Annotated in this window: 9 protein-coding genes; all 9 read left to right on the forward strand. The window is 34.1% G+C overall.

The window, feature by feature from the left end:
* Positions 1-49 precede the first annotated feature (49 nt).
* The 9 genes from QJV49_RS09365 (at position 50) to QJV49_RS09405 (ending at position 23,552) form a co-directional block, all read left to right on the forward strand.
* Positions 50-11,002 carry a non-ribosomal peptide synthetase gene (locus QJV49_RS09365; RefSeq protein WP_255597835.1) on the forward strand — a complete coding sequence of 3,651 codons (10,953 nt, stop codon included), beginning with the start codon at positions 50-52 and terminating at the stop codon, positions 11,000-11,002.
* Entirely contained in the window at positions 10,999-14,607 is a 3,609-nt protein-coding gene (locus QJV49_RS09370; protein ID WP_255597834.1) for an amino acid adenylation domain-containing protein, read from the forward strand. The genes QJV49_RS09365 and QJV49_RS09370 overlap by 4 nt, the downstream gene beginning before the upstream one ends.
* Before the next feature lie 6 nt (positions 14,608-14,613).
* A complete protein-coding gene (locus QJV49_RS09375) occupies positions 14,614-15,960 on the forward strand; it encodes a condensation domain-containing protein (RefSeq protein WP_225512889.1) in 1,347 nt (448 codons plus the stop codon).
* Between the two features lies 1 nt (position 15,961).
* Positions 15,962-16,369 carry an aspartate 1-decarboxylase gene (gene panD / locus QJV49_RS09380; RefSeq protein ID WP_225512888.1) on the forward strand — a complete coding sequence of 136 codons (408 nt, stop codon included), beginning with the start codon at positions 15,962-15,964 and terminating at the stop codon, positions 16,367-16,369.
* Complete coding sequence (gene yqeK / locus QJV49_RS09385; RefSeq protein ID WP_225512887.1) at positions 16,359-17,369, forward strand: bis(5'-nucleosyl)-tetraphosphatase (symmetrical) YqeK; 1,011 nt, start codon at positions 16,359-16,361, stop codon at positions 17,367-17,369. The genes panD and yqeK overlap by 11 nt, the downstream gene beginning before the upstream one ends.
* On the forward strand, positions 17,362-19,752 hold the full coding sequence (locus QJV49_RS09390) for an AMP-binding protein (protein ID WP_225512886.1): 2,391 nt from the start codon (positions 17,362-17,364) through the stop codon (positions 19,750-19,752). The genes yqeK and QJV49_RS09390 overlap by 8 nt, the downstream gene beginning before the upstream one ends.
* Entirely contained in the window at positions 19,749-20,384 is a 636-nt protein-coding gene (locus tag QJV49_RS09395) for a 4'-phosphopantetheinyl transferase superfamily protein (RefSeq protein WP_225512885.1), read from the forward strand. The genes QJV49_RS09390 and QJV49_RS09395 overlap by 4 nt, the downstream gene beginning before the upstream one ends.
* Before the next feature lie 608 nt (positions 20,385-20,992).
* Positions 20,993-23,002 carry a hypothetical protein gene (locus tag QJV49_RS09400; RefSeq protein ID WP_225512884.1) on the forward strand — a complete coding sequence of 670 codons (2,010 nt, stop codon included), beginning with the start codon at positions 20,993-20,995 and terminating at the stop codon, positions 23,000-23,002.
* Positions 23,003-23,159: 157 nt separating this feature from the next.
* Positions 23,160-23,552, forward strand: a complete 393-nt coding sequence (locus QJV49_RS09405) for a DUF956 family protein (protein ID WP_225512883.1) — start codon at positions 23,160-23,162, stop codon at positions 23,550-23,552.
* The last annotated feature ends 64 nt before the right edge of the window (positions 23,553-23,616 follow it).

Genomic DNA, 23,616 nt, shown 5'->3' on the forward strand with positions numbered 1-23,616 from the left:
TTAATTTTGGAGCTGTAGAAATAAAATAATAGCATTTGAGGGATTAATCATGAAAACAATAATTGATGCTTTTGAAAAACAAGTGAGAGAAACTCCTGAAAGAGTAGCTGTTACTTTTGGCAGTCAGAGTTTAACGTACCAAGAACTGAATAAGCAATCAAACGCCTTAGCTCATTATCTAAGTAATACCTGTGGGGTGAAGCAGGGAGATATAATACCGCTGCTTTTGGAAAGAAATGAGAAAATGATCATTGCTATATTGGCAGTTCTGAAATTAGGGGCTTGCTATACTGCAATTTCTAAAGAATATCCTTCTTCGAGAATTGAGTATATCAAGGAACAAACTTCTGCAAAAGTAACTATAACAGATGAGCTTCTCAATCAAAAATTTAATCATCATACGAAAAATCCAGAGGTAAAAATCAGTCTGGACGATTTGGCTTATATAGTCTATACTTCAGGGACAACTGGGAACCCAAAAGGAGTAATCCATACTCACCGAAGTGTTATGAGCCATATTACTGCCTATTGTAATTTTGTAAAGTTAAATGATTCACAAGAGTACAATATGCTATTTTTAGTAAATTATATTTTTTCTGTAGCAGTTACTCAGATATTTAGTGCATTATTATATGGGCACAATCTTGTTATTTCAGAGAATGGCTGCCTAGAAAATATAGAAAAATTTACTAAGTATATCAATGATAATGAGATAAATTATTTTCAGTGTACTCCCTCTCTTGCGGAAGAGATAGACTATAGTCGAGTTCAATCAGTTCATACAATTGCTGTGTCGGGTGAAGTTCTTTCAGAAAAACTTTTTAAAAAGGCTCAAGATAATGGGTTAACTTTATACAACATTTACGGACAATCTGAATTACATAGTGGTACTGGAAAACTTGTCTCTCGCGCTGAGGATATAAGAAATATAGGCTCTGCTCTGGGGAGTGTTGGAGTTCATGTTTTAAATGAAAATCTTCAAGAAGTTAAAATTGGTGATATTGGAGAAATTTGCTTCACTGGTAGCCAACTATCTCTAGGATATTTAAAACTAGACAGAGAGACAAAAGGACATTTTGTCAAAAGTCCTTTTGGGAATGGCATGCTTTGCAAAACTGGCGATTTAGTAAAAAGATTGCCGAATAACGAGTTTGAATTTATTGGTAGAAATGATTTTCAGTTAAATATTAATGGTATCCGTACAGAGCCGATGGAAATTGAAAGCCAGTTACTAAAAGTTCCAGAAATTCATAAAACTGTGGTCGTTGGTTTTGAAAACCAGTTTATAGCTGCATATTATGTTAGTGATAAAGAATTAGACGAAAGTTATATAAGGGGGATAGTTAATCCTAAATTGACGGATTATATGCAGCCTCAAGTCTATATCTGGCTTAAAGAACTTCCGCTAAATTTAAATGGTAAGCTTGATAGGTCAAAATTGCCAGATATTGAGATAACTAAATCTAATTACCTTCCTCCCCAAACAGATACTGAAAAACTGCTTGTCAAAGCAATAGAACAAGTATTGGGATTGAATAAGATAGGTGTATTAGATAACTTTTCTTATATTGGTGGCAATTCCTTAAATGCTATGCAAGTTGCTAATTACGTATATGATAAGGTAGGAAAACAGCTTAGTGCGAAGATTATATTTGATAATCAACCCATCAAAAAGTTGGCTGCTGTTCTAGAACAACAGCCAGAAGAAGTAGAAAATAATATAAGGAAATCACCTGATTACCTTGATTATTTGATGAGCCCAGCTCAGAGAAGAATGTTTATCGCTTTTGAGTTAGATAGAGAAGGAATTAGTTACAATGAACAAACAGTAACTGATTTTACTGGGCGCATTGATGAACTTCAAATGAGAAATTCTCTCACTATACTAATGGCTAACCATGAATCATTAAGAACTAAGTTTTTTAGGGACGAAAAAGGAAATTATGTTCAAAAGATTATGCCAGTGGGGCATTTGGATTTTGAGGTAATTGCTCATACTCATAATTATTCCGAATTAGTTAAACCATTTAATTTAGAAGCAGGCCATACCATGAGAGTGGTGGTTTTAAGAGGTGACGGCAGGGACTCATTATTCATTGACAAGCACCATATTATTACAGATGGGATAAGTGAGGAATACTTTTATGAAGAACTTAGTAAACTGTACGATGGCGGAGAATCGGTTACAGCTAATAGTTTTCACTACAAAGATTTTAGTGAATGGTTCAATCAGTTAGACAGAGGGGAAGAAAAACAGTGGTGGAATCAATTTCTAAATGGATATCAACGGCTAGAAATCGCGACTGATTTCAAAAAAAGTAACACTGTTCTACCTAACGGGGAGAACTATCAACTGTCTATTGATAAAAAGATTATCAATAGGGTTAGTAGTTTTTCTAAAACCTATGCTGTTAGTGAATATACAATTTTTTTGAGTGCCCTTAGCATTCTTCTGTCAAAAATGTATTCAAGTGAAGACTTTATTTTAGGAACGGTAAGTAATGGTCGAACAGAGAGAGCGGCAGAAAAAATACTTGGAATGTTTGTTAATACGCTTCCACTCAGGGTAAAACCGTACTCAGATTTAACACTCAAACAATATATGTTAGATACTAAGGAAATGGTGTTTTCTGCAATCTTAAATCAGAATTATCAATTTGAAGAAATTGTCAATGACCTTGGAGCAACTTCTGATATGGATAACCCACTGTTTAACTGCATGTTTGTTTATCAAAATATGAAGAGGAATGAACAGCTTTTTGGGGGAAGGGCTCACAAGAATAGCTATAGGTCTAAACAGGCAAAGTTTGATATAACTTTTGAAATTGATAAGGTAAATAGCGACGATGTTTTAATAATCAATTATGATAAAAATCTCTTTTTAGATGACACTATTCATTCTCTAGCTAAACGTTTCTTTAAAGTATTAGAAAAAATATTAGATGATACAGATTCAACCATTGGTGAGGTTACGTTGGTTGAAAAAGAAGAAATTGCGGCTCTTACCCAGTTTGAGTATCCCCAAAAATATATTGATGTAATTAGTTTATTTGAAAAACAAGTGGAAACTAGGCCAGATTTTCCTGCCTTGAGTGATGGAGAGACAAGTTACACTTATCGACAATTAAATCAAGAGGTCAATAGCTTATCAAATCTGTTACTCAAAACTTATGATGTCAAGGCAGAGCAGAAGATTCCTTTGTTACTAAAAAGAAGTTGCCGTATGGTAATTGCTATTTTAGCAGTATTAAAGGCAGGGGCAGCTTACGTTCCAATAAGTTTGAAATATCCGAAAGATAGAATTGAATATATCATTGATACTTGCGAGAATGACTTTGTGATTGATGAAGATTTTATGACTCAATCCTTTTCGCAGAATACTGCTAATCCTAATGTTACTAGAAAAAGTAATCAGTTGGCATATATTATCTTTACTTCAGGAACTACTGGTAAACCTAAAGGAGTAATGGTAGAGCATGGAAATTTGAGTAATTTCTGTATTGAAGTACCTAAAATGAATAAATCAGGGATACATTCAGAAATGGTGAATGGTGCCTTTTTTGAGTATGTGTTTGATTCCTCGATACACGATCTTGTTAGACCGTTTACTATGGGAGAAAGTGTAGTAATACTTGATACAGATTTGATCTATGATATTGAGAAGTTTATTAATACGTTAATTGATTACAAGATAAACGCAATTGGAATGACACCTTCTTTAGCGGCTAGAGTTGATTTGTCCAAAGTTCCTACAATGAAAGTTCTTCACTGTGGAGGAGAATCAATAACTGAAGAAGTAATCAGTAAATATCATAATTCAGGAATCCAGATAAATAATTGTTATGGTCCTACTGAAAATACGGTGCTAAGTTTTGTTAACAATGATGTTTCTGATTTATCTATCGGAGTACCATTAACTGGAGTTGAAGCATATGTTGTTGATAATAAGGGAAATCTGCTACCACAAGGAGGAGTGGGGACTTTATTTGTTGGCGGGCGTCAGGTTACTCGGGGGTATATAAATCAACCTGATGAAACAAGCAAGAGGTACTTGGATAGTCCTTTTAGTGCTGGAAAAGTTTATGACACAGGGGATTTAGTAAGAAAACAGGCTAATGGAAAATATCAATTTTGGGGAAGAAAGGATTCACAAGTCAAGGTTCGAGGCTTCCGTGTTGAATTGGGAGAAATTGAATCGGCTATGAAATCTGTTGAGGGAATCGAGCAAGTCGCTGTTATTGTAAAAGACAGTAATTTGATAGGATATTATGTTGCAGAACATAATATCCGTGAAGATAATTTGTATAGTCAACTTGCCCGACACTTACCAGAATACATGATTCCAAGTTTCTTTGTTAAAATTTCGTCAATACCTTTAACTATCAATGGAAAACTTGATGTGAAATCTCTCCCTTCTCCTGAATATGAGGAAAATTATATTGCTCCCACTAATGAAAGAGAAAAGCAGATAGAGCAAGCTTTTTGTGAAGTGTTACACTTACCAAAAGTTTCAACATCTGCAAATTTCTTCAGGTTGGGTGGGAACTCTATTTTGGCTATCTCGTTAGCCAAGTTGATTAATGTCTCAGTAAAAACGATATTTGAGCAAAAAACAATATTCAATATTGCAAAGGTTAATGAAAAAATAGTACGGATATCAAAGCAAGAATTCTCTAGTGAACAAGAACAAGTATTGTCGTTTGCTCAAGAGAGAATTTGGGTAATTGAAAATCTTGAGCAAGGGACAGTCGCTTATAATATACCATTGTTATTAACTTTAAATGACGAAGTGGATGTTTCCAAGTTGGAGAAAGTTGTTCACGAAGTAATTGAGCGCCATGAAGTTCTACGTACAGTCATCAAAGATAATTACCAAAGAATACTTCCTCCAGAAAGTTTGGTAATTGGTCATGAATTGGTCAATAAAGCGGAATTTTTCAGCAGAAAATTCGACTTAGAAAATGAAATTCCAATAAGGGTCAATGTTTTTGGAAATCAATTGTATATATGCATTCACCACATCGCATTTGACGGATGGTCAACAAATATTTTTCTGAAAGAAATTATTGACTTATATAACGGGGAAAGTCTGAATAGAATGGAATTCCAATATAAGGACTATTCAAAATGGCAGAGAGAGTTCCAGACGCCAGAAGAGATGCTTTCTCAAAGGGAATATTGGAAAGAAAAGTTAATGGGGTATGAGGGTCTGGATTTTCCAACCGACTTCTCAAGACCAGCTCAGTTTGACTATAAAGGAGATGAGCTAAATTACAAGTTGGAAGGAGAACTTCTTAATAGCATAAAAGACTTAGCAAAGAAAAACGATGCGAGCTATTTTGGAATTTTATATAGTGCTTTTGTCCTTCTAATTTCTGCATATTCAAATAAAAAAGATATAGCTGTAGGCTCTCCAATTGCTAATCGTCATATACAAGGAACGGGAGAGCTAGTAGGCCTTTTTGTAAACACGGTTGTTTTAAGGTCCAAAATAAATATTAAAGGAAAATTTGATGATTTGGTAGCCGAAAGTATGGCTCTCATTTCGGAAGTACAAAAAAATCAAGACTATCCTTTTGAAAAAGTCGTTGAAGTTGTAGAAAAAGAAAAAGATTTATCAAAAAATCCTATATTCCAAGTAATGTTTAATATTGAGGAATTAGATGAAAAAGTAGATAACAATAATATTTTTACATCTATCAATGATCAGCTATCTCTTCATGATGCTAAATTTGACATTACCGTCACGCATAGAAAAAATGTCGTGAATTTTAATTATGCAACCAGCCTATTTAGCAGAGATACCATACAGGGAATTGCAGAAACTTATGAACGGTTATTAAAACAAATTGTTAAGAATTCTGAAATTCAGCTTGAGGATATTATCTACAATGCAGATGAGGAGAAAGGTGAAAGGAAAGAATTTCCGACAGATACTCTCCAAACTTTATTTGAAAAGCAGGTTGAACTTCACCCTAATGATATTGCGATAGTTTTCCAAAATAGGAAACTTACATATAGGGAATTAAATGAAAAAGCAAATCAATTTGCAAATACGTTATTAGAGGATTATCAGATCACAAAAGGTAGTCACGTTCCTATCTTAATGTCTCGAAGTGAGAAATACGTTATTGCGATATTAGGGATATTAAAAGTGGGAGCGAATTATGTGCCTATGAGTCTTGAATATCCTGAAGAAAGAGTTCAGTATATCGTAAAAAAAGTTAATTCTCCATTGCTTGTAACAGATGATTTTTCGGTAAAATCATTAAACCCAAATAATCCCAACATTGATGTTGGTTTGGAAGAATTGGCTTATATCATATTTACGTCTGGTACGACGGGGGTACCTAAAGGGGTAATGGTTGAGCAGAAAAGTGTAATAAACACTATTTATAACCAATTTGAGATTTGTGGGGATATACTAGGTAAAAAAGCTGTACATTTTTCTAATTTTGTATTTGATGTTTCTGTTTCAGAACTGTTTTATATATTATTATCAGGAGCGACAATGTATTTGTTAGATGATCAAACGAGAAAAGATTATCAGCTTTTGAAATCGGAAATTGAGAATAATGATATTTCTTTTGGAACAATTCCACCGGCTGTTTTATCACCAGATAATCTTCTACCATTAGAAACATTGATTGTAGCTGGAGAACCGACACCTTCTAATATTTATAAGGCGTACAGTAATAGTGGAACAACGATTATTAACTCTTATGGTCCAACAGAAACCACAATATATGCTACTCAAAAAGTATATGAAGAAGGCATGAATCCCAATAATATAGGTAAATCTCTAATTAACAACAGAGCTTATGTACTAAATGATTCGTTACAGAGAGTACCACTCAATGGTGTAGGAGAACTGTTTGTAGGTGGACTTGGTGTTGCTAGAGGATATTTCGAGGACAATGAAAAAACAAAACACTCATTTATTGACCACCCTACTCTTGGCAGGATATATCGAACTGGAGACTTAGTAAAATCTTTACCTTCAGGAGAATATATCTACCTGGGAAGAAATGATTCTCAAGTCAAAGTTAGAGGTTTTAGAATCGAACTTGGAGAAATCGAAACAAAACTTCTCAAACAGAAAACAGTTAGTCAGTGTTTGGCAATAGTTAGGGGCAATAACATTGTAGTTTATTATAAAGGGAAATTGCAAAGAACTCTTCAAGGAGAATTACCACAATATATGCTTCCGTCAAGCTATGTGGAATTAGAGGAATTTCCAGTAACATTAAATGGGAAAGTTGATATTAAGGCATTGCCTGACCCTGTTATATCTAACGAGATATTTATAGCTCCCAAAAAACCGCGTGAAAAAGAAATTGCTGCGGCCTTTTGTGAATTGTTAAGTATTGATAAAGTGTCTATTTTAGATAACTTCTATTCATTAGGAGGAAACTCTATTCTAGCTTTGAAATTGGCGAGGAAGGTTGATCTAGAAGTAAGAGAAATATTTGAGTTCCAGAATATCCGAGAGTTGGCCAAGCTTCTTCCAAGAGAGATGAAAATTTCCCAAATTGAGAAACGAAAAGATGGTAACTATCCTCTGTCCTTTGCTCAAGAAAGGCTATGGTTTATTGAACAGTACGAAGACGGAACTAGCTCATACAATGTGCCAATTATATTAAGGCTCTCAAAAGAAACTTCAGCTAAAAAGGTAGAAAATGCAATTTTAGAGATTGTCTCAAGACATGAAATTCTGAGGACGACTCTTAAGGCGGAATCACAAGTTGTTCATGATAATCTTCAATTACAAATAACGTATGAAAAAATAGATACTGAAAAGTATATAGGGGAAAAGTTTGATTTAGAAACTAGTATTCCGATTAGGGTCAATATTTTCGATGATGTTGTAGCTATTGTGGTACATCATATTGCTTTTGACGGTTGGTCAACAGAACTATTCTTAAAAGAACTAATTCAACTGTATAATGGTAAAACCTTAAAGCCTTTGCCAATTCAGTATAAAGATTACTCTGTGTGGCAGAAGCGTTATCTTTCAACTCAAAGGACTAGAGAGCAAGGAAAGTTTTGGGACGAGTATTTACAAGATTATGAAACTCTCAATCTGCCTAATGATTTTGAGCGTCCAAAAGATTTTACGTATAAGGGAGAAGAAATTCACACAATATTTCAAGAGGATTTAAAGTATAAATTAGAAAGAATAGCTAAGAAATACAAAACAAGCCTTTATACAGTGATGCTCTCAGCTCTTGATGTTATGTTAGTCCAGTATAGCTACCAAAAAGATATTATTATAGGGACTCCATTTGCTAATAGGCATATAAAAGGAACTGAAAACTTAATTGGCTTCTTTGTCAATACTCTACCGGTTAGAACAATTATTGATGGTAATGAAAAGTTTGGAGAGTTGGTAATAGCTAATCATAAAAAAATACTTACGATTCAAAAAAATCAAGATATACCATTTGAGCAAGTTGTTAACAGGCTTCAAATTGAACAGGACTCATCAAGAAATGCTGTATTTCAAGTATTGTTTAGTGTTCAAGATTTTTCTAAAACTATAATAGATGATAGTAAACTTTTTTTGAGCATGAATCAAGAAATTGATTATCACTCTGCTAAGTATGATTTATCAGTAATGGTTGAAGATGGGAAAATCGGCTTCAATTATTGCTCAGATCTATTTGAGGAGTCAACAATGGAATCCATGATGAAGACCTATGTCTCTATATTGAATGAGGTATCTAGTGGTGATGAAAAACTTATCAGAGATTTTTCATTTTCAGGAAATTATTTAGAGGGGGAAACTGTAGTATATCCAAAGAAAACAATAGTTGATTTATTCGAAGAACAAGTAAAGAGAACTCCAAATGCCGTAGCTATTGAATATCAGAATATTAGTTTAACATATCTTGATTTTGATAGATTAACTAATAGATTTGCTAATGAGTTAGTGGAAAAGGGAGTCAGGTCTGGAGAAAAAATACCAGTTATACTTGAGAGAAGCGAAAAATTGCCTATTGCAATTTGGGGGATTTTAAAGGCTGGCTGTGCTTATGTTCCTATTTCTCCTGAATTCCCTAACACTAGAAAAGAATATATTCTTCGGGAAATTAGTTCAAAGATAGTAATTGATGAAAATTATGATGTATATAAGGGGGAAAATGAATTTCCAGTTACTGTTTTTCCAAAACTTACAGATCTTGCTTATATCATCTTTACTTCGGGAACAACAGGGAATCCTAAAGGAGTGATGATAAATCATGATGGTTTAAGTAATAGGATTCAATGGATGAATTCGAAGTATCCTATTACTTGCCAAGACAGCATTTATCAAAAGACAAATTTCATTTTTGATGTATCAGTCTGGGAAGAAACATGGGCGTTAATTGCAGGAGCAAAAATTGTTTTTGCAAAAGAAGGCGGACATAAAGACCCTTTATATCTTGCCGAAGAGATAAAAAATAAAAGAATCACTGTAATGCATTTCGTCCCAAGCATGCTTGATGCATTTATGGATACAATAACAGCGTATGGTGGAGGCTCAGAGGAAAATTCGTTTGACTTCTCTTCCTTGAAGTACATATTCTGCTCTGGTGAGTCACTTGGAATAAATAGTGTCAAACTTCTTCGTAGCTTGATTCCAAATGTAAAAGTATATAATTTGTACGGTCCCACTGAAGCTAGTATTGATGTAACGTATTTTGATTGTAATGCCCCTGAACTGTCTAAAGTTTTAATTGGTAAACCAGTCGCTAATACCAGTTGCTATACTTTAGGAGTTTTTGAACAGCAAATTCCTTTTGGAGGAATAGGTGAGCTTGCGATAGCGGGAGTGCAACTCTCGCAAGGTTACATCAACCAAAAAGAGCTTACAGCGGAAAAATTTATTAACTATCCGAAAGTCGGAAGACTATATAAAACAGGGGATTTAGTTAGATTTTGTACTAATCAAGATATTGAATATCTAGGACGTAACGACTTTCAGGTGAAAATTCGTGGTTTACGTATCGAACTAGGCGAGATTGAAGCAAAGCTGGGAGCTGTAAATGGCATAAAGCAGGTGGCTGTAATTGAAAAAGCTGGACAGCTAATAGCCTACTATCAAGCTAGAGCGGAATTTTCAAGTGAATTTCTTCAAGAGAAGTTATCACAAAGTTTAGTTGACTACATGATTCCAAATGTATTCATCTTTGTTGAGAAGTTTCCGCTTACAATAAATGGAAAACTAGATAGGCGAGCACTCCCTGTTCCTACTTTTAGTCATAAAGTGTTTGCAGATGCTCAAGATAATCGTGAAAGAACAGTTCAGAAAATAGTGGCTGATATACTTGGACAAAGTATAAAGAGTATAGACGTTAATGAAAGCTTTTTCCATCTTGGTGGTGATTCAATTAAAGCTATTCAGCTGAGCAATAGAATTAAACAGCAGTTAGATTCAACAGTAACCATAAAACAAATCTTTGAAGAAAAAACGGTTAAAAAAATATCGAGTTGTTTAGAGTTGAAAGAAAAAGTAGAGTCTCTACGAGAAGATGGGGAGTTGACAGGGGAAAGTGGTTTGCTTCCAATTCAAAAGTGGTTTTTTGAGGAAGTCAATAGTAATAGCTTTATACAAGCTTTTGGAATTAGTCTTCCCAAAAATATCAACTTGGCAAAGTTGAATGATGCTCTAGTCTCAATAGTTAATTATCATGATGCACTTCGTTTTAGGTTCAACGGAAGAACACAATATTATGCGAAGAAAGTTCAAGAAGTCCAACTTATAAATTGTCCAACGTTAAAAGAACTAGAAAAATTGCAAATATCTTTTGAACTTGATAAGGAGCTCTATCGTTTTGTGTTTGTAGAGAAAGAGAGCATTCTTGCTGTTCTTTGCCATCATTTAGTAATTGACACCGTTTCTTGGCAAATTATTGCCACTGACTTGAAAGATTTGTACGGAGGTAAGAAATTACTACCAAAGGGAACGAGTTATAGGCAATGGGTAGATGTGTTAGAGAACAGGCGAAACACGAAATGATGAAAGGTATGGTTATGAGAAAAGAACTATATACATTTTCTGAAATATATAAAAAGGTCAGTATTGAATTTGATGAGCTTCTCACAAGTCAATTGCTGAATAAAGTTAATCAGGTCTATAATACTCAAGTTCAAGATATTCTGTTTACAGCTTTGGCTCGAACTCTTAAGGAGGTTCATGGAAATGACACGAGCAATATTAAATTGGAATCCTATGGTAGAGCAGACTTATTTCCTAATGTTGACATTAGAAGAACCGTAGGATGGTTTACCACCATGTATCCACAAGAAATATCTATAAATCTAGTCGAAACAAAGCAGTTAGTCAGAAGAATCAAAGATTTGGGTATTGACTATGATATGAAATATGGCATACACTCCGAACAACTTCCCGAAATATTATTCAATTACATTGGACAGGTGGATAATGGGAAAGGAGAGGATTGGTCTGTTGTAAGCATTGATAATTTAGAGCCCAATCACCCTATCATAGACAATGACTTACTCACGATAACAGGTGGAGTTTTTCACCGTAAACTAAATTTTGAATTTAGTGGGTACATTCAAGACATTGAAAAAATAGCTCAAAGTTTTAAAAAATTCCTTACTTTACTTGTTCAGGGGCTTTGCGAATACACGCGAACTTATTTGACAAGTGATGATCTGATATTTCCTTTGCCTCAAAGTGATCTAGATGAATTACAGAAAGATGAAGAGATTGAAGGGATATTTGCTGCGAATTCCTTGCAGCAAGGGTTCATATATCAGTCTTTTAGCAATGATTCAAATGATGACGCGTATATTTGTTCGTACATGTTTGATTATGAGCAACGTATCGATCCTTTGCTATATAAAAAAGCATGGGAAATGGCTCAGAAAAAGTACCCTACTCTTAGATTGGCTCTGAATTCTAATTATGGTGAGTTACTCCAAATCATATACAAGCAAAAAAATTTGGACTTTGAGTTTCTGAATGGGGTCAGTACACCCGAAGTAGTAGAAGAAGAACGAAAGATTCCATTTGATTTATCTAAAGGTGGATTATTAAGAGTTAAACTTATTCAACACTCAGTTTCTTCATTTACTTGCCTTATAACAGTTCACCATTCTATTTTAGATGGCTGGTCTAATCCTCTTCTTATCAATTTTGTAAATGAAACTTATAATTCATTGTTTGATAAGAAAAATATAATTGAAGAGAAAGATGAGGCTTACTTAGAAGCTCAAAATTATTTGTATGAGCATCGAGGACAGTCGGATTTGTTTTGGGATAATCAGTTGCAAGAGGTATCCCATCCAGATTTAAATGGTCTGTTTATTCCTGAAAGGCACACGATAAAGCTTGAAGAGGTAAAAAGAATTGAACAACCAGAGGATAGTATTTTTAAAATTGGTGGAGAGACATTTAAACAGCTTGGACAGTATTCAAAAGAAAATGGACTAACATTAAATATAATTGCTCAATATGCGTGGCATAAAGTTTTGAGTGTTTATGGAAACACACAAGATACAACAGTTGGTGTAATAAACGCGGGAAGAAACTTACCAATCAAGCACATAGAGCAAAGTGTAGGCTTATATATTACTACATTGCCAGTACATTTCGTTCACACAGAGAAATCGTTACTTTCCCAACTTAATTCCCTTCAAGATTTAAATAATGACTGTATGATGCATAATAATATTAGCCCTGATAAATTACAAAAAGACGGTGGCCGATTATTTGATAGTTTATTCGTATATGAAAACTATCCTTTACCTAAAGCTGAGGCTGTTTCTCACAAAATATGGGTTTCTCACTTTGATAGCGTAGAAAAGCTTGACTATCCATTATCAATTATTATTAGTGAGGGGAGTGAGGAACTTCAAATTCGACTTAAGTTCGCTGCAGAAATCTTTAGTAGTACGGCAATCCAACAGATTTTTTCACTCTGGGAGAATATCATTGAACAAATTGTAAATAAAAGTTCAGCTCTTGAATATGTGAAGGAAACACCAAAATTTTCTATTAGTTATTATCCTCAAGACACAATTACCTCAATCTTTGAAGAAAAAGTCGGAAAACTTCCTCAAAACATAGCGTTGAAATTTGAGACAAAAAAATACACATTTTTTGAATTAAATTCATGGGCTAACCGAGTAGCGCATACGCTAATAGAAGATTTCGGAGTAAAACATGGGGATAGAGTACCATTATTATTAGAAAAATCAGATAAGATGATTATTGCTATTCTCGCAATTCTTAAGATTGGGGCGGTCTATGTACCGATGTCTCCACAATATCCAAAAAATCGTCAGGAATATATTAAAAAACAAGTCCTTGCTAATCTAGTAATTGACGAGGAATTTATGGAACAAGATTTTTCTAAAAAAGCAGAAAATCTCTCTGTAAGGGTATCTCCGAAAGATTTAGCATATATCATTTTTACTTCTGGAACGACGGGTACCCCAAAGGGGGTAATGGTGGAACATCGTAATTTTATTGAGTATCTAAAAAATATTTTGGAGGCTATCAGAAAAAATGGAACTCAAGACATAGAGTTTGGTTGTATTGCAGAATATGTATTTGACATCTTTGGAACAGAGATTTTTGGGCAGTTACTAAGGGGGAAATGTATAAATTTATTTGCAGGAACGCCTGAAGAATTCCCAGAGTTTATGCGCACTCATAATGTCACTACACTGCAGTCAACTCCTGGGAAAATAGATTATCTGTTTCAAGATAATGTTAGCGAAATACTTTTAAAGTCGTCTCTTTCAACAGTAATGGTTGGAGGTGAAAAGATGAATTCTTCTTTTGCTGATAAATTGAAAAATATTAATTTAATTAATATATATGGTCCCACAGAGGGAACTGTATGGACTGCAATGAAAAAAGTTGAAAGTAATTTTTCTGATATTGGTACTCCTTTTTCTAATTATTTTCACCTTGTTTTGGATAAAAATCATAGAATTCTACCAAAAGGAGCTATTGGAGAGCTTTACGTAGGAGGGCCCCAACTTTCAAGGGGATACTATGGGAGAAAAGATCTGACAGAGCAAGCTTTTATTGAGAATCCATACAATTCTAGTGGTTTAGAAGAATATCAAAGGATATATAAAACGGGAGATATAGTTCGTGTTCTACCTAATGATGACTTGGAATTATTGGGTAGGAATGATTTTCAGGTAAAAATTAGAGGCTTTAGAATTGAGTTAGGTGAAGTTGAGAGTGCAGTATTAAAAATTTCTGGAATTAATAGAGCTTTAGCACTTGCACTGGGTAAGGAAGACAGCAAGTATATTGGGGTGTACTATCAAAGCTCCGAGGAGATTAAAAGAGAATCTATTGAAGAAGCGATTTCACAATACTTACCCGATTATATGATTCCTTCGGGGTATCAACATGTCGTAGAGTTTCCACTGACAATTAATGGGAAAATTGATAGAAATAAACTTCCTCAAATTCGCTATGAAAATTATGTTGAATTTAAAAAACCTGAAACAGAATTTGAAAGAAAAGTTTTGAACATGGTTTCTGGGATACTGGGGATTGAGGATAAGGAGATTTCTGTCTTAGAGAATTTCTTTAGAATTGGCGGAGATTCTATTAAAGTTGTCAAGTGAATCAGTTTGATTAAACAGGAGCTTAATTCAAAAATTACCGTTAAGGAGATTTTTGAAGCTAAAACTATTCGTAAAATTGCAGAGATATTGGAAGAAAACAACAATAAATCAAAGTCTACGGAAGGAAGGCTAATTGTTACAAAGCAAGAATTTTTGAGTGTCCAAGACCAAAAATTATCTGTAGGGCAGAAGACCTACAGGCAACTTCCAGTAAATTCATATAGTAATGTGAAAATTGCATTCCGTCTCAAAGAAGGAATTGACGAAAAACGATTAGCTAAAGCTATCACAAGGGTTGTACAACATCAAGAGATTTTACGAACTAAAATTTTTGATAATTACCAAGTTGTAGATGATGGGAATTTGGCTATCACACATAATAATGTAAATCGATCAGATTACTTTGCACACCGTTTCGATTTGACAAAAGAAATACCAATTAAGGCAAACATATATGAAGGTATATTTACCTGTGTTATTGATCATGTTGCTTTTGACGGATGGTCTACATCTCTATTCTTAAGTGAAATTGAGAGTGCATATTTTGAAAAAGGGCTTCCTAATCTTCCTTTCCAATTTAAAGATTTTTCTAAATGTCAATCTGAGTTCTTGAGTAGTAGTAAAAAAAGCAAACAAATTGAGTTTTGGAAAGAGAAGTTGTCAGAATATATGCCAATAAAGTTTGGTGATAAGAAAGAAAGCAAGAACAAGAGTGTAGGAGGTGGCGATGAGTATCTCCACTTAGATAACCATCTTTACCAAAGAATCATAGATATTACGAAAGAAGGGGAACATACTCTTCATGATATTCTTTTGGGAACCTTTTATTTGCTTCTCAAAAAAATTAGTGGAGATGAGATTGTTAGCATTGCAATTCCTACAGTCAATCGCAGTGTAGAGGGCACAGAAAATTTAATTGGATCATTTATCAACCAATTTTTACTACCTATGCGAGTTTCGGGAGATGATACTGTTGAATTATTCCTAAATAGATTAAGTGAAACGGTATTAGCAGCTCAAGATAATCAAGATATTCCTCTCGAGACGGTTATTCAAGAACTAGGAATAAAATTGGGAGGGAATTCTGTTTATTTTGGAATTCAAGGATTTAAGGGGGAGGCTTTAAAAAATTCTCAAATTTTTGAACCAATTTCTGAGATGAATCAGCAATCAGTTAAAGATGCTTTTTGTGATTTGACAATCTTCGTCTGGGGGCAAGATATAAATTTCAATTATAACTCTCGTGAATTCAGTGAGGAAAGAATTGAAGAAATAAAACGGATATATGAAGATGTTTTGAAAAAAATTGTTAATAATTTTGACTACAAAATAAAAGAGATAATAAGAGATTAAGATGCTAGTAGAAATGTTAAAAGGAAAAATACACAGAGCGACAGTGACTCAAGCTGAACTCAATTACGTTGGTAGTATCACAATTGATGAGAGTTTAATGATTGCTGCAGGGATAATGGAATATGAAAAGGTTCAGATTGCTGATGTTGATAATGGGGAACGTTTTGAGACCTATGTTATAGCAGGGGAGAAGGGGTCTGGAATGATTTGCTTGAATGGAGCTGCTGCAAGATGTGTTTCAGTTGGAGACAAAGTGATTATAATGGCTTATGCTCATTTTGAGTTGACCGAAATCGAAAAATATCACCCTAAAGTGGTTTTAGTTGAGAGTAATAATCAAATAAAAAAAGTTGTATCTTATGAGAAGCATGGTGTTCTTTCTGAGGAGGAAGGGACTTATGAAAGATAGAGGTTTTTTAACTCCAGTGACTGAAAATTTTTTACATGCTTTTGGTGTTGGAAAGGTTTCATTTGATCTTGCTCTAAAATATGGCGAGGACCCCCAATCAGCATTTATAGCTGGATGTTTGCATGATTTAGGAGGGGCAGTACCAAATAATGACCGTGTAGAAGTGGCTGAATCTTTAGGAATAGAACTTTTTGAAGAGGAACGGAAAATCCCGCTATTAGTTCATGCTAAATTGGGAAGATATTTTGCTCGAACCTTATTTGATATTCAAAATGTAGATGTTTTAGACGCTATACTTTATCATACTACTTGTATTGATAATGCCAGCACCTTGGTAAAGATAGTTTTTTTGGCAGATAAAATTCATTGGGATAGAAATGGTATCCCGCCCTATTTGAACGGTCTGCTGAAGGCTCTGGAAATATCTCTTGATCAGGCTTGTGAATATTTTATTAGATGGCTATGGGACTCAGAACTTTACATTGTTCATCCCTTTCTTCTTAGAAGCTATGACTATTATGTAAATAAAAATCCCAATCCTAGAAAGGATGTATATTTTCGAGAGGAGAGTTTACCTAAACTGTCCAAAGAGCTTATTGAAAAGTATTATTTGGTAGAAATTAAAAATGAATTTGTTAGGACATTTGTCATGGGAGAAAAAGCAGTAGAGTTCTATACCGAGGCAAGGGGGGAAGAGTCTTCAGAAAAAGCTTATCTTGCTGCTGTATTGTCTAACTGCTTAAATACTGTTACAAATTTAGAGCTACGAGATATTGCCCTTCATGTTGGACTCACAAGTACCCAAAATCTTGAGATTATACGAGAAAAATTGACTTGCTATTTTGCAAAAGAAGAATATAAAATTTACGATAGCAGTATCCTTAATACGCTTTCTCACCATCGACATGGGGAAAATGTCAAAGACGAAGTTTGTGTTGCGGTAAATAGAGCCTACGAATACGTAAATAATAGTACAAGAATTGGAGAATGTAATGAGTGATAATTTGGTCTTAGATAAAATTGAAGATTTTGCACTATCTCACCCTGATAAAATAGCGATTGTAGATCAGAATGTAACACTAACTTATCGGAATCTGGTTGATGAGATTCAGAAAGTGAGTAGAATTTTGAGTGAGAAGAACCTCTCAGATAAAATAGTTGCTATAAAGCTTCCAAGAGGAGTTTATTTTCCAATAGTGATGTTAGCCTTGACTAAAGAAAAAATAACATTTATCCCCCTAGACATTTCGCAACCGTCATTGCGTATAAACCAATTGATTCAGATTTCAGGTGCACAAGTTATTATTTCAATGGAAAAGTCTGAGCTAGTTTTTGAAGAAACACACGTAGAGAATAAAGGAACTCCTCACTCATGGGCTGTGTACTTCACGTCAGGTTCAACGGGAGTTCCCAAAGCTGTACAGATTTCATGGAGAAATGTTGAGAATATAACTCTATGGCAGCGAGACAAATTTGAGCTATCCTCAATTGACAGAGTTGCAGCTTTTACCCCCTATACGTTCGCTGTTAGTTATATGGATATCTTTCCAACTCTATATGCTGGAGCCACACTTTATATTATGAGTGAGGAGATACGACATGATTTGATTTTACTTGAGGACTATTTGAATGATAATAGTATTACATTTTTTAATGTAACTACTTTGGTTGGGGACTTAGTTATCAAAACTATGGAACTTCCTAAGTTAAGAATGATAACATTATCAGGGCAGCGTTTCCCAAATAAAAAAGTTAAAAAGAGATCTTATAAAATTCTCAATGTTTATGGTAATACAGAATGTGGCGCAGTTACGGTCAGCAGAATTACAGAAAAAACAGACAAGATTACTATCGGGAAACCAGCGAAGGGAATGGGGGTGTTAATATTAGATGATAACTCCCAATCTGTTCCTGATGGAGAAATTGGAGAGATATTTGTTTTTGGTGAGCAAGTATCCAAAGGATATTTTATGAACCCCGAAGCTTCTCAATTAGCTTTTGTTGGAATTAATCATTTAGGTAAAAATATAAAAGGGTACCGAACAGGAGATTATGCCAAAATTTTACCGAATGGCGAAATAGAGTACCTCGGAAGAAAAGATAGACAATATAAAATAAACGGGAACAGAATAGATCTTTCCGAAGTAGAACATGCTTTTTATGAGGTGGTTCCTGATTCTAAACAAGTTCATATTGGAATTTACAATAATCAAATCATTTGCTGGTACATTAACGCTGATTTATTAGATGAAAATGAATTAATTGAAAAACTGAGCAAGCTTCTCCCAGAGATAATGGTGCCAGCCAATATAATTCAAGTAGAAGAATTCCCAACTAATAGTAACGGTAAAGTCGATGAAAATCAACTAATTAATTCTCTAAAGTCAAAGGAATATTCACAATCCGTACCGCAGGATAAATTTAATTTTTTGAGAAAAATCTGGAGCGATATACTGAACATATCAGAAGTAGAGATTGGGCTAGGGAGTGATTTTAGAAAAATGGGAGCAACCTCTCTACAAATTATGGAGTTGGGTGTTAGAATTCTTCAAGATTTGGGGAAGAAAATAAATTTTGTTGATTTATATGACCATGTGAAATTTGAGGATATGGCAAGGTTTATTTTAAAACAAGAAAATTTCCAGCCAATTTATACTTTTGTAAAAAGAACACCAGAAATGGGTAAAAAACCTGCTCTTTTCGTTATTCATTCTGGTAATACAGGAAGTGATGTCTATAGACCTTTATTTAAAAATTTAATAAATCCTGAATTTCCTATATATGTTATAGAGCCTTATAATTTGTTAACTACTGGGGAGAGGATAGAAGGGATAGAAAGACTTGCATCATTTTATCTTAAGCTAATAAATGACTTTGCAGCGGAGAAAAGTATTCGAAGTTTTAACTTGATGGGGTGGAGCTATGGCGGAGTTGTAGCAACTGAAATTTGTCATCAGATTGAAAAAAGTGAAGAAGGAAAGGCTATTGAGTCATTAGCTATTCTGGATTCGCCATTTTACTTAAGTCAGGTTGATTTGGACAGGGAGAAAAAGAGAGAGGCCAATGGATATTACAGAAAGTATTTTGAAAGTACCCATATTTTTGAAGGAATGTCTAAAAAAAATATTACTACAGAACACTTAATAGAAAACAATCATCAAGTATTTCTTGATATCTTCAATTATCGTGTTAGCAGTGTCAGTACCCCTACATTATATGTTAGGAGTACCGTTGAAGATAATCCATTAAGTGACGAAAATATTCACAGTATCTATAGACATGTACGGATAGAAAATGTTCAAGCAGGACATGATTATCTTTTTGTCGATAAAGATGCAAGAGCTGTGATACAGAGTGAATTAGGTTTGAAGCAGGAAAGATGAGAAGAGTTCTTTACTCTCTTTATGACGACACTCTCTACGGTACTATTGAAAAATTTGTACAAAATAATTCCCTCCAACGGTATGCAAGCGCCATGAAGTATAGAAAAAAAGTAGATAGGTTTAATAGTTTGATGTCGTACGTCCTTTTGTGTCTTGCGGTGGGAAAAGGAGTAGGGGACCTTATAATTGGACGCAATGGTAAGCCTTCTTTGAGTGTGGAGTTTAAAAACTTGTATTTTTCTATATCTCATACGCAAAGTCTTGTGGCTACTGCGATATCTGATAGTCCAATTGGTATAGACATAGAAGAAAATAGTAATGTTACCGCAGAGCTCATATCAATGGTAAGTACAAATGGCGAAATACGTCCACTTGGAAATCGGCCATTAGCATTACTTTGGACAGCTAAAGAGGCAATGAGTAAATTAGTTAATGAAGATTATTACTCTGCCCCTCATACCAGCTTAGTAATCAATGGGGAAGAATTAATAGATGAAAGTCACCCCAGTATAGTTTTAGAATATAGAACTTGTAGTACTCACACATTTTGTCTTGCGAGCTTAATTAGAGAAGAAATTTCAATAGAGTACGTTGATAAATTTCAAGTTATTGAATTTTTGAAAAATATTTAAATAAATGTCGTTCCTCTAGTGATGACAATAAATAAATCAGTTACGGTCATTTTAAAAGATTTAGTTTCTAAAGATATGATTCCACTGACGTATTATTATGTAATATGATACTAGAACTAGGAGGTTACTCATATTTAAGTGCCCAAAAAGTTCAATAAATTGAGCTATATTTGGTGATTTAAATATGAGTAACCAATATATTCTAAAATACTATGTTTTGTAGTACATTAAGTTATGATCTATTTTGAAGTTTAGGTATTCTTATTAAGAATAGTGTCACTCCTTTGGCGGTGACTGTAAACAAAGTAACTACAACTGCACGCGAAAGAACTTTCAGAAGTATGGTTCCGTTACCGCGTCAATGTCAACATAATTTTAATGTTGGATGACGTGATGCCAAAACTAGGAGGTTACTCATATTTATGGACTCAAGTTTTTGGTGTTTAATCTTTGATTTCATAAATATGAGTAACCGAAGTTAGATTAGCAATCTATGAACATTAGCGACTTGTTTGATATTTTTTTTGCTTTTTAGAAAGTAAAAGAAGTTAAAGAGAAGTATCATGGAGAACTAAATATTACCAGAATTATTATAGAGAGAGCATGTTATGACATCTGTTGTATCTTTTAAAATGACCCCCACACCCAAACAAAAAAGAATTTTAAATCAATATTTTGGAGTATATTATAAATTTTACTGTGAATCAATGAAGATTGTTCAAAAGCAAATGAAAAAAATGTATGCCTCGCAAAAGTGGATTGAAGTCAATGATATGGTACGTTCTGTTATGATGGCACCAGAATTTATAAACTTCCTAAGACATGGAGAGGATAAGGCTGAAATCATACATAGAGATGATTCCTCGCTATCTTCTCTTGCTCAGGTTCGTCAATATATTTTGAAACAGAGTGAAGAGCAATATAAAATGGCACTTATAAAGTTGGAAAAGAGTGGGAAGGCAAAAGAAGGGGATTGGGAAAGGGAAGAGAGAAGATATAATTCTGTAAAGAAATCGCTATTAAAGTTGGAGCAGTCAGAAAGTGGAAAGCTTAATGAAAAAATTTATAGAGAATATTTATCAAAATTAAAAACTATAAAGTTCAGTATTCTGAATAGCTATCATCTGAATGGTGGGACGGGTGTTCCACTTGAAAGTAGTGTTCGCTTTTTGCTCAAACCAGTAACAAATAAATATAGAGATTTAAACAACATGTACACTTCAACTGTAGGAGAGGTCATTGTTTTAAAAATGATTGTACCATCTATTTTATCAACCTTTGATAGAAAAGTGGATAATCCCAAGAGCAAAAGAATCGGAGAGTACTTAATACCTCGCTATAAAAGATTTAATGACTTTAATACAATACAATGTGGACAATTTCGAGGAGGTGCTGGAACGACAACACCTTTTAAGATTAATTTTGAGGAAAATAAAGCTATGTTTTATTTTCCGAGGCGAGCTGATAATAAATTGAAAGGACTTAAAGGAAAAGAGAAACATGTCATCAAATTAAAGAAATATGATATTTACCGTAAAAATTTGATTGAAAGAAACTTACTTGCTGATAAGCATTATAAAGAAACGAAAGATAAAAGTTATTGGTTTTTCAAATATCCTACATTGATCAGAAAAATTAATCGAAGTGGAGCAGTTAGCTATGAGTTGCAAATTACCTATAACGGTTATCCTATGAATAAAAAGGCATTAGGAGTTGGTTCGGTAGGAATCTCCCTTTCTAATACAACAGTAGCGGTATGGTCAGTAGAGGCAAAAGGAATTAGACAATATCAACCTTTGTATCCTGGATTTTTTGAAAAAAAAGTTTATTTAGCAAATGGAAAAGTTTTTAATGGTGATGTGAAAAATAGTCAAAAATATTTTTTAGCTTCAGGAATCCCACTGACAATTCAAGAAGCTCAAAAAGAATTCCAGCGAATTCAGAGCCAGATAGAGTATGAAGAAAATAAGGAATTCATGGAGAAAGTCATTCGCTTTGATGAGGAAGGAAACGATTCTGGTGAGGTTTCATATAGATTCAAGAGGGGGCAAAAAAGCAAGAAAATAAGGTCCCTCAAATATTTTCGTGTACGTAATCGGGCAATTGGATTAATGAAAGCTAGTAGCCGTATTAGAAAGCAATATTATAATATTTTTATTGGTAGTATTTTGGAACATGCAGATGAAATTCATCTTGGAAGAGGAAAAGGGAGCTTTTCTAAATATCTTATGAATGGCAGAGAAAGAGAAACGGATTCACAGAAAATGTCGAGAATCCACAAGGAAATAAGGAATTTCGCTTCGTCTGATTTTGAAACAATTTTGAAAAATAAGCTTAGAAATTACGAAGGAGGGGATAAATTTCTTCTCTTATCAGATATAAAGCTTCCGACATCAAATATAAATGAAATTGAATACAGTGCAGAAAACTATGGAGTTGAGTCTATAGTTCAATCTGATATGTATCATGCTTTCCTATTAGCGCATACAAACTTGATAGTAAGAGATAACGGAAGAGAACCACAATTAAGTAAAAGTGAGAATATAGAATGGGAAACTAAATTTAGTAAAGAAGAATGGATTGAATTTGTTTTTTGGAGCCAAGAGAATGCTCTTTGATATTCAAAAATAAATAGTCCATTTCGCACAAGTCAAAGCCTCTTTGTATGGTTTTGAAGACAAAAAAATAAAATGCTAGTCTCTTTTTGAATTGGTTGAGTTCTAGTATAATAGGTAGGTTTATATTTTAAAAATAAAGGAATGAAATGGAGAAAAAATGGCTCAATCTTTGAATACAAAAGTAGATTTAACGGCAACGGCGCTGCAGTATCTGGGCTTTGCACAGTATGGCAAGGTTATGATCGGCGATCGGGCATTTGAATTTTTTAATGACAAGAATGTCGAACAAAATACGCAGATTCCTTGGAGTACAATCTCAAAGGTCGAAGGTAGCGTCACCAAGAGTTTCGGTGGTAAACAACACATTGGGCGCCAATTCGCTATTTACCTGCCGAATGGCAAAATGGTGCGTTATGCCTCTAAGGACGCGGGAAAGATTCTCAAGGTTATGCGTGAATATCTGGGCAATGACAAGGTAGTCAAGACCAAGTCTTTCATTGAGAAGATTAAAGTTGGTCGGCTTGCAAGTTGGTTGCGACGTGGGAAATAATGCAGTTGTGATCTAATATGACTTGTTTGGAGGCTTTGATTTGGAGGTTAAGACAAAATACTAC

This window comes from Lactococcus sp. NH2-7C (assembly GCF_029953655.1).
In the GTDB taxonomy this organism is placed as follows: Bacteria; Bacillota; Bacilli; order Lactobacillales; family Streptococcaceae; genus Lactococcus; species Lactococcus lactis.